Raw genomic sequence first — 10,065 nt, 5'->3', positions numbered from 1 at the left:
GTATCAACCGTAGGGTGGCGCTTTAGCCCACCGAAGCCATTCAACGCCGATGGTGGCTGACTGTTCAAAGTATGCGCTTCGAAGCTCCGGGCCGTGGGCGTTATTGGTGGTGGGCTGAAGCCCACCCTACTCCCCAGGCGTATCAACCGCAGCGTGGGCCGGACGATGATCCGCGTCAGCCCACCTGATACGTACCTATCAGGATACGAGCGCGAATAGTGGCCGTGCCGAAGGCCCTCAGGCGTTACACTCTCCGGCCAACCGACGGAGCTGATCATGTCTCATCCTTTCGCCGCCCTCACCCCCGATCTGGTTCTGGATGCCGTCGAGAGCCTCGGCTACCTCAGCGACGCCCGCGTGCTGGCGCTGAACAGCTACGAGAACCGTGTGTATCAGGTAGGCATCGAAGCGGAGACGCCGCTGATTGCCAAGTTCTACCGACCGGACCGCTGGTCCGACGAGGCGATTCGCGAGGAGCACAGTTTCACTGCCGAACTGGCTGAATGCGATGTGCCTGTCGTGGCGCCACTGCAACGCGATGGCGAAACCCTGTTCGAACACGCTGGTTTCCGTTTCTCGCTGTTCCCGCGCCGAGGCGGCCGAGCACCGGAGCCAGGCAATCTGGATCAGCTCTATCGTCTCGGGCAACTGCTCGGGCGCCTGCATGCGGTTGGCTCGCTGCGCCCGTTCGAACACCGCGAATCGCTGCGGGTGGACAACTTCGGCCACGCCTCCCTGGCGACCTTGCTGGAAGGCAACTTCGTACCGCGCAGCCTGCTGCCGGCCTACGAGTCGGTCGCCCGTGACCTGCTCAAGCGTCTGGATCAGCTGTTCGCGGAAAACCCGGTGAAAGCGATCCGCCTGCACGGTGACTGCCACCCGGGCAACCTGCTGTGCCGTGACGAGACCTATCACATGGTCGATCTGGACGACTGCCGCATGGGCCCGGCGATTCAGGATCTGTGGATGATGCTGGCCGGCGAGCGCCACGAGCGGCTTGGCCAGATTGCCGAACTGGTCGACGGCTATCAGGAATTCCACGACTTCAACCCGCGCGAGCTGCCGCTGATCGAGGGGTTTCGTTCCCTGCGGCTGATGCACTACAGCGCCTGGCTGGCGCGGCGCTGGGACGATCCAGCCTTTCCACAGAGCTTCCCCTGGTTCGGCAGTGAGCGGTACTGGGGCGAGCAGATCCTGATGCTGCGCGAGCAAATCGCCGCCTTGAACGAAGAGCCGCTGAAACTGTTTTGAGCAGCAGGCGCCTGCGATAATAAAGCTGAACGCACGGACAACTCCGCACCAACGCACTAGAATGGTGCAAACCTCCACTGCCTTATCAAGGACTTACATGGCCACCGCAGACCTGCGCCGCGGCTACATCCTGGGCCTTTCGGCCTATGTCATCTGGGGCCTTTTCCCGCTCTACTTCAAGGCGATTCAGGCTGTTCCCTCGCTGGAAATCATCGTCCACCGGGCGCTCTGGTCGGCCGTATTCGGCGCGCTGCTACTGCTGGTATGGAAGCATCCCGGCTGGCTACGCGAGCTGATCGACCACCCGAAACGCTTCGCGGTGCTGGCCATCAGTGGCTCGCTGATCGCCGGTAACTGGCTGGTCTACGTCTGGGCGGTGAACAACGGGCGCATGCTCGAAGCCAGCCTGGGCTACTACATCAACCCGCTGGTCAACGTGCTGCTAGGCATGTTGATCCTCGGTGAGCGGCTGCGTCGCCTGCAATGGGTTGCCGTAGGGCTGGCAGCCGCCGGCGTCGCCCAGCAGCTATGGCAAGTCGGCAGCCTGCCCTGGGTGTCTCTGGCACTGGCACTGAGCTTCGCCGCCTACGGCCTGATTCGCAAGAAAGCCCCCGTCGCTGCGCTGCCAGGCCTGGTGGTGGAGACCTGGCTGTTGCTGCCGCTGGCCATTGGCTGGATTCTTCTGCACCCCGCGGCGATGAGCAACCAGCCGGCATTCTGGACCACCACCGAGGCCTTGTGGCTGATGGCGGCCGGCCCGGTCACCCTGATCCCGCTGGTGTGCTTCAACGCTGCCGCACGGCACCTGCCCTACACCACCCTGGGTTTTCTGCAATACGTGGCGCCGACTCTGGTGCTGCTGCTGGCCGTGTTCGTGTTCGACGAGCATTTCGACCCGAGCAAGATGGTCGCCTTCCTGTTCATCTGGGCAGGTCTGGCGGTGTATAGCGTCGATGCCTGGCTGACCCTGCGCAAACGCTGACCGGCAAAGCCGAGGGCAGGCATTCGCGCTTGCGGATTCCTGCCCGGCTCCGAGCCCCACGACCTTCCACACAAAACCGATCACAAGCGATTGCAGGGCCTGCTTGCATCCTGCAATCATATGCGAATAGTTATTGCTTTATTTCTCCTTATTCGCGGAGCTACGTGTGTCTGTCGGGGAATCCACGCATCAGCAACTGACGGGTCAGCTCTATCGCGATCATCGCGACTGGCTGCTCGGCTGGCTGCGTAAAAGCCTGAGTTGCCCGCAGCGAGCCGAAGACCTCAGCCAGGACACCTTCGTCCGCATACTTGGCAAGGCCGACCTGCAGCAGATGCGTGAACCCCGCGCCCTGCTCGGCACCATCGCCCGCGGGCTGCTGATCGATCACTTCCGTCGCAACGCCGTTGAACGCGCCTACCTGGAAGAGCTGAGCCACACCCCTGAAGCGGTGCACGCGAGCCCGGAAGAACAGGCGCTGGTGCTCGAGGCCCTGCGCGAAATCGATCGTCTGCTCGGCACGCTGTCGCTCAAGGCGCGCAGTGCCTTCCTCTACAACCGCCTGGATGGCCTCGGTCATGCCGAGATCGCCGAACGTCTCGGCGTGTCGGTTCCCCGGGTGCGCCAGTACCTCGCCCAGGCGGTACGGCAGTGCTACATCGCCCTGTACGGAGAGCCGACGGCATGATCGCTGCCTCTGCGCCGGTCAGCAATCGCGTGCTGGAAGCCGCCATCCACTGGCAGCTGTGCCTCGACTCGGGCATGACCAGTGAACGGGAGAAAGTCGAATTCCAGCGCTGGCTGGCCAGCGACCCCGAGCATGTACGCGCCTGGAAACAACTGACCGGCCTGGACCAGCAACTCGCGGTGGCGGCGGCACCGGCAGCGCGCAAGGCCTTGTTGCGGCGCCCGGCTGGCAGCCAGCGACGCACCGTCAGCGGCCTGCTCGGTGTGTTGCTGGTCGCGGTGCTGGGGCTTGGCCTGCTCAACCAGCAGCGCCCGCTGAGCGACTGGCTGGCCGATGAAGTGACCGCAGCCGGCGAACAACGGGAACTGCAACTGGCCGATCGCAGCCGCCTGCGCCTCAATAGCCGCAGCGCGCTGGATATCGCTTTCACCCCCGAAGAGCGTCGGCTGTTCCTGCGCAGTGGCGAAATTCTCGTGGAAACCGCCCACGGCGATCCGCGGCCGTTCCTGGTCGAGACCGAACACGGCACCCTGCGTGCCCTGGGCACCCGCTTTCTGGTGCGCGAGGACGAGCAGGGCACCCAGTTGATCGTGCTGCAGTCCGCGGTGGCTGCACAGCCGCGCTACGCCAGCGACGAGCGGGTGATCCCGCAAGGTCAGCAAGTGCTGATGAGCAGCGACGGCCTGGGCGCCAGTGAGCCGGCACCGGCCGCAGCGGACGCCTGGATGCACGGCATGCTGGTGGTGGAAAACGTGCGTTTGGCCGAGTTGCTGGAGCGGCTTGGCGAGTATCAGAACGGCCATCTGGGGGTCGACGACAGCATCGCCGATCTGCGCATCAGCGGCAGCTTCCCGCTGCGTAATCTAGACCTGGCACTGGCCGCGCTACCGGCCAGCCTGCCGGTAAGGATCGAGCGCCATACCGACTGGTGGATAACGGTCGTGCCGCAAACGCCTCGGTAAAAAATATTTCGCGCTGGCCCTATCACTTTCTGCATCTGCTTCGGCATTAGGAAATCGAGACTCATTTCCCTGTAGGAGCCACCTGCGATGCAGATGTTCAGCCGTACCCCGTTCCGCCCGAGCATGCTGGTCGCCGCCATGGCGCTGGTCAGCCTGCCCGCACTCAGTCTGGCCCAGGCGCCGGACTCCGGCGTGCGTACCTACCAGTTGCCCGCTGCGCCGCTGGCCAGCTCCCTCAACCAGATCGCCGGCCAGGCCGGTGTGGTGCTGAGCATCGACCCGGGCCTGACCGCCGGCAAGAGCGCGCAACCGGTACAAGGTCAGTTCGACACCGCTGGCGCCCTGCGCCAGGCACTTTCCGGCACGGGCCTGATGCTGGTACCCGGTGCTGCCGGGACCTACAGCGTGCAGCCTGTAGCGGACAACACCGCGCTGGCATTGCCCGAGACCACCATCAGCGCCAGCACTGGCGTGGAGAGTGCCTGGGGGCCGACCACCGGCTACCTGGCCACCCGCACGGCGGCGGGCAGCAAGACCGACACGTCGATTCTCGAAGCACCACGTTCGATCTCCGTGGCGACACGCGAGCAGATGCAGGATCGCAAGGTGCAGAACCTGGATGATGCCGTGCGTTACATGCCCGGCGTGATCGCCAGCAGCTATGGCAGTGACAGCCGCGCCGAATGGATGAAGATCCGTGGCTTCGAGCCGATCCAGATGCTCGACGGCTTGCCACTGCCCAAGGGCACCTACGTGATGCCCAAGCTGGAAACCTGGAACCTGGAGCGCGTCGCCCTGCTGCGCGGTCCCGCCTCCTCGGTTTACGGCCAGACACCTCTAGGCGGCCTGCTGGATATGGTCAGCCGGCGCCCGGAGGCTATCAGCAGCAACGAGATACAGCTGCAGGTCGGCACTTTCCAGCACAAGCAGATCAGCTTCGACAGCACCGGCCGCGTCGATGACGAGGGGCGTTTTCTTTACCGTATCGGCGGTGTACTGCGCGACAGCGGCACGGCGATCGAGCATATCGACGATCAACGCTTCAACATCGCCCCCAGCCTGACCTGGAACCTCGACGACGACACCCGGCTGACCTTCCTCAGCCAGTTCAACCGCGACGATACCGGCACCACCAGCCAGTTCCTGCCGTTGCAAGGCACAAAACTCGCTACGCCGGCCGGTAAGGTGGACTACCACAAGAATCTCGGCGATCCGGACTGGGAGTTCTACGACAAGAAGTATTACGCGCTGGGCTACGCCTTCGAGCATCGCCTCAACGATATGTGGCAGTTCCGCCAGAACCTGCGTTACACCAAGAGCGATCTGGAATTTCAGAGCATTACGGCGGGCGGTTTCGCAACGGCCGTTGCAGATGACGGAACGCTTTCTCGTGGTGCCAACGTGGTTGACGAGGATGTCAGCCAATTTTCGGTAGATTCCAACCTGCAAGCGGACTTCGATACCGGTGCGCTGAAGCACACCCTACTGCTCGGAGTGGACTACCAGCGCGTCAACACCAACTACCGGTGGCTGTTCGGCTCCGCGCCGACCAGCAACATCATCACCCCGATCTATGGCCAGGATTTCAGCAACGTCTCCTACAGCGCGTTTCAGGATTACAACCAGAAACGCCACAGCATGGGCTTGTATATCCAGGATCAGATCGCCCTCGACAACTGGCGCCTGACGCTGGGCGGCCGTCAGGACTGGCTCAGCACCGACACCACGTTCTATAACGCAGGCAACGCCGAAGACAGTCGCCGCGACAGCGCCTTCAGCGGTAATGCCGCGCTGAGTTACGTGTTCGACTCCGGCTTCACCCCCTATGTGTCCTACGCCGAATCCTTCCAGGCCGAGGCTGGAGGCAGTGGTGGTCGAACCTTCCGGCCCAGCACGGGCAAGCAGTACGAACTGGGCATCAAGTATCAACCGCCAGGCAGCGACATCCTGTTCACAGCGGCGGCCTATGACCTGAAGCGGCAGAACATCATCACGACCAGCACCGCCGGTGCCACTGAACCGGTTCGAGAAGTACAGGTACGCGGCCTGGAACTGGAGGCGGTGGGTAACGTCAGCGACAACCTGAAGATCACGGCCGCCTATACCTACGCAAACAGCAAGATGACCAAGGTCGGCGACCCACGGGACAAGAACAGAGCGCTGCCCCTGACGCCCGAAAACCAGGCATCCATCTGGGCCGACTACACCTGGAACAACGGCGCGCTGGCCGGGTTTGGGGTTGGTTTCGGTGCACGTTACATCGGCGAAACCAACAACATTGCCGTCGGCAGCATGGGCTTCGTTCGCGACGTGTCGGACGGTCATACCCGCTCCTATACCGTCTACGATGCAGCGCTGCGCTATGATCTCGGCAAATTCAACAGCACCCTCGAAGGCGCCAGCGTCGCGCTGAATGCCAAGAACCTGTTCGACAAGGAATACCTGTCGACCTGCGATGGCTTCTACTGCTACTACGGCGACCCGCGTAGCGTGATCGCCAGCGTCGACTACAAGTGGTGATCGTCTAGCCCTGCAACGACAAGGCCGCCCACTGGGCGGCCTTGTCGTTTCGTTTCGTGAAGTCTTCCTACTCCTCCATCCGCAACTTCAATTCCACCATCAAATCGTCCGCCAGGGTTTCCAGCGAGGTCTGCAGCGTGCTCAGTGGCAGCCCTTCCGGTACTGCCAGGGTCGCCTGGGCGTGAAACAGCGGCTCGCCGCTCATGGGCGCGGGCGTGACATCGGTGACCAGGTTCTCCAGGTTTACGCCGTTGTCCGCCAGCAGCCGGGTGATATCGCGCACGATCCCCGGGCGGTCATTGCCCAGCAGATCGAGATGGATGGATTTCCATGTGCAGTCCGGCTCGGCGCCCGCTGACGCGAGCTGCACACGGATACCCTGGGCACTCAGTTCGCTCAGCGCCTCCATCAACGCACCGTGGGAGGCCGCCGGGACATCCACCCGCAGGATGCCCGCGAACTGCCCGGCCATCCGCGACATGCGGCTTTCCAGCCAGTTGCCGCCATGCCTGGCCACGCACTGGGCGACACGCTCGACCAGGCCGGGTTGATCCTGGGCGATAACGGTCAGTATCAGATGATCCATGCTCACGTCCTCGTCGTTGGTGCTCAACTCAGGTCGAGCCAATAGGTAAGGTAAACCGCATCCCGGACATAGCCGAGGCGTTCGTAGAGGGACTGCGCCGTCAGGTTGGTTCTTGCCGTTTCCAACTGCAACCCGCAGGCGCCGGTGTCCAGTGCATGCTGCCGCGCGGCATCGAGCAAGCGTTCGCCAATGCCCTGCCGCCGCGCGTGGTCGGCAACGTACAGATCGCTCAGCAACAGGCTCGGGCGCAAGGCCAGCGAGGCGTACAGCGGATAGAGCTGCACGAAGCCCTGAGCGGCACCTTGCCCGTCACGTGCGATGAAGATCGTCGAGTCGACCCGCTCAAGACGCGCGGCCAGGAAACCACGGACGTCCGCGACGGCCTTGTCCACGCCATAGAAATCCAGATAAGCCGCAAACAGCGGCACCAGGTCATCGAGATCGGCAGTGGCAGCAGCGCTTATCGGCATGATCGACTCCTCACGGGTGCCCTGCAGTATAGGCCGCTCTCTCGACGATACAGAAAGCTCGAGTACGACCAAGGTAGCGGTGACCATTTCTGGACTGTTTTTCACGATTCGTTCATGTAGTATCTGCAGAAAACCACTACATGAATTCAACCCCAGTCCTGCTGGTTGTGGAAAACCCCGCTCACGAAGCATCTCCAGACAAGCCGCATCGACGCGGGCAGCCGTCTACAACGGCCCCCGATAGCGATCTGTCTGCGCAGCACCGAGGGTTCCCTGCCGATACAGTGGCTAAGCGAAGCAGAGAGGCGAGAGATGACTGAGCGTATTCAAGTCGGTGGCCTGCAGGTCGCCAAGGTGCTGTTCGATTTCATCAATGACGAAGCCATTCCCGGCAGCGGCGTCACGGCCGATGCGTTCTGGGCCGGTGCCGATGCGGTGTTCCGCGATCTGGCACCAGAGAACCGGGCCCTGCTCGACAAGCGCGACCAGTTACAGGCGCAGATCGACGACTGGCACCGCAGCCGGGCCGGCAAGCCCCACGACGCGGTGGCCTACAGGGCATTTCTGGAGCAGATCGGCTATCTGCAGCCGCAGCCCGATCAGGTGCAAGCCAGCACCGAAAACGTCGATGACGAAATCGCCCGCCTGGCCGGCCCGCAGTTGGTCGTGCCGGTGATGAATGCCCGTTTCGCGCTCAACGCCTCCAACGCGCGCTGGGGTTCGCTGTACGACGCGCTGTACGGCACCGACGCGATCAGCGAGGACGGCGGCGCCGAACGGGGCAAGGGCTACAACCGGGTGCGCGGTGACAAGGTCATCGCCCTCGCCCGCGCCTTTCTCGATGAAAGCGCGCCACTGGCGGCCGGCTCCCATGCCGATGCCAGCGGCTATCGCATCGAAGGCGACAAGCTGCTGGTCACCCTCGACAAGGGTGATATCAGCGGGCTGCGCGATGCCAGCCAACTGGTCGGTTTCCAGGGCGAAGCCGGCGCGCCAATCGCCATTCTGCTCAAGCATAACGGCCTGCACTTCGAAATCCAGATCGACGCCAGCAGCCCGGTCGGCAGCACCGACGCGGCAGGCGTGAAAGACCTACTGATGGAGTCCGCGCTGACCACCATCATGGACTGCGAAGACTCGGTAGCCGCAGTCGATGCCGAGGACAAGACCCTGGTCTACCGCAATTGGCTGGGCCTGATGAAGGGCGACCTGAGCGAGCAAGTGAGCAAGGGGGGCAGCACCTTCACCCGCACCATGAACCCGGATCGCGTCTATACCCGCCCGGATGGCGGCGAGCTCACCCTGCACGGGCGCAGCCTGCTGTTCGTGCGCAACGTCGGCCACCTGATGACCAACCCGGCGGTACTCGACGCCAGCGGTAACGAGCTGCCGGAAGGCATTCTCGATGCGCTGTGCACCAGCCTGGCCGCGCTGCACAACCTCAACGGCAACAGCAGCCGCGCCAACACCCGCACCGGCTCGGTGTACATCGTCAAACCGAAGATGCACGGTCCCGAGGAAGTGGCGTTCACCAGCGAGCTGTTCGCCCGTGTCGAACAGGTGCTGGGCCTGCCGCGCAACACCCTGAAGGTCGGCATCATGGACGAGGAGCGCCGCACCACCGTCAACCTCAAGGCTTGCATCGCCGCTGCCAGCGAACGCGTGGTGTTCATCAACACGGGTTTCCTCGACCGTACCGGCGACGAAATCCACACGTCGATGGAAGCCGGCGCCGTGGTGCGCAAGGCCGCCATGAAAAGCGAGAAGTGGATCAGCGCCTACGAGAACAACAACGTCGACGTGGGCCTGGCCACAGGCCTGCAGGGCCGCGCACAGATCGGCAAGGGCATGTGGGCCATGCCCGACCTGATGGCCGCGATGCTCGAACAGAAGATCGGCCATCCGCTGGCCGGCGCCAACACCGCCTGGGTGCCGTCACCAACCGCGGCCACCCTGCACGCCCTGCACTACCACAAGGTCGACGTATTCGCCCGTCAGGCCGAACTGGCCAAGCGCACACCGGCCTCGCTGGACGAAATCCTCAGCATCCCGCTGGCGCCCAGCACCGACTGGAGCGCCGAGGACATCCGCAACGAACTGGACAACAACGCCCAGGGCATTCTCGGCTACGTGGTGCGCTGGATCGACCAGGGCGTCGGTTGCTCCAAGGTGCCGGACATCAACGATGTCGGCCTGATGGAAGACCGTGCCACCCTGCGCATCTCCAGCCAGTTGCTGGCCAACTGGCTACGCCATGGCGTGGTCAGTGAACAGCAGGTGCTGGAGAGCCTCAAGCGCATGGCCCCGGTGGTCGACCGGCAGAACGCGGGCGACCCGCTGTATCGCCCGATGGCGCCGGATTTCGACGGTAACATCGCCTTCCAGGCGGCGCTGGAGCTGGTGTTGGAGGGCACGAAACAACCTAACGGTTATACCGAACCGGTGCTGCACCGCCGCCGCCGCGAGCTGAAAGCCAGCCAGGCGCGCTAAACGTCCGCGCAAAAGGAAACCGCCGAAAGGCGGTTTTCCTTTTCCAAACCGGAATCGTACAAGTGGCGGGTTACGGCGCCCTATGGAGCCGCGCAAGACCCGTAGGGTGGGTCGGG

8 protein-coding genes are annotated in these 10,065 nt (G+C 63.4%); 6 read left to right on the top strand and 2 right to left on the bottom strand.

The features are described from left to right. Positions 1–276: 276 nt before the first annotated feature. The 5 genes from ACT9T4_RS13515 to ACT9T4_RS13495 all read left to right on the top strand — a co-directional run bounded on the left by ACT9T4_RS13515 (position 277) and on the right by ACT9T4_RS13495 (position 6,403). Positions 277–1,251, top strand: a complete 975-nt coding sequence (locus ACT9T4_RS13515) for a serine/threonine protein kinase (RefSeq protein WP_042556623.1) — start codon at positions 277–279, stop codon at positions 1,249–1,251. Between the two features lie 97 nt (positions 1,252–1,348). Continuing rightward, positions 1,349–2,233 carry an EamA family transporter RarD gene (rarD, locus tag ACT9T4_RS13510; RefSeq protein ID WP_042556622.1) on the top strand — a complete coding sequence of 295 codons (885 nt, stop codon included), beginning with the start codon at positions 1,349–1,351 and terminating at the stop codon, positions 2,231–2,233. 166 nt (positions 2,234–2,399) lie between these two features. Beyond that, positions 2,400–2,921, top strand: a complete 522-nt coding sequence (locus tag ACT9T4_RS13505) for an RNA polymerase sigma factor (protein WP_042556621.1) — start codon at positions 2,400–2,402, stop codon at positions 2,919–2,921. Beyond that, positions 2,918–3,883 (top strand): FecR domain-containing protein, encoded by a 966-nt coding sequence (locus ACT9T4_RS13500; protein WP_042556620.1) that lies wholly within the window; start codon positions 2,918–2,920, stop codon positions 3,881–3,883. Before ACT9T4_RS13505 ends, ACT9T4_RS13500 begins: the two co-directional genes overlap by 4 nt. 87 nt (positions 3,884–3,970) lie before the next feature. Next, positions 3,971–6,403 carry a TonB-dependent siderophore receptor gene (locus ACT9T4_RS13495; protein WP_499117441.1) on the top strand — a complete coding sequence of 811 codons (2,433 nt, stop codon included), beginning with the start codon at positions 3,971–3,973 and terminating at the stop codon, positions 6,401–6,403. A 67-nt stretch (positions 6,404–6,470) separates the two neighbouring features. Here the strand turns inward: ACT9T4_RS13495 and ACT9T4_RS13490 are convergent, their stop codons facing one another. Both ACT9T4_RS13490 and ACT9T4_RS13485 read right to left on the bottom strand, forming a co-directional pair. Then, positions 6,471–6,989, bottom strand: a complete 519-nt coding sequence (locus ACT9T4_RS13490) for a glycine cleavage system transcriptional repressor (protein WP_042556631.1) — start codon at positions 6,987–6,989, stop codon at positions 6,471–6,473. Between the two features lie 23 nt (positions 6,990–7,012). Next, positions 7,013–7,459 carry a GNAT family N-acetyltransferase gene (locus ACT9T4_RS13485; protein WP_499117444.1) on the bottom strand — a complete coding sequence of 149 codons (447 nt, stop codon included), beginning with the start codon at positions 7,457–7,459 and terminating at the stop codon, positions 7,013–7,015. 312 nt (positions 7,460–7,771) lie between these two features. Between ACT9T4_RS13485 and ACT9T4_RS13480 the strand changes: the two genes are divergently transcribed. After that, positions 7,772–9,949 (top strand): malate synthase G, encoded by a 2,178-nt coding sequence (locus ACT9T4_RS13480; RefSeq protein ID WP_042556617.1) that lies wholly within the window; start codon positions 7,772–7,774, stop codon positions 9,947–9,949. The last annotated feature ends 116 nt before the right edge of the window (positions 9,950–10,065 follow it).

This window comes from Pseudomonas sp. SZ40 (assembly GCF_052958135.1).
The sequence above is the reverse complement of the archived record's forward strand: the minus strand, read 5'-3'. Positions and strand labels throughout refer to the sequence as shown.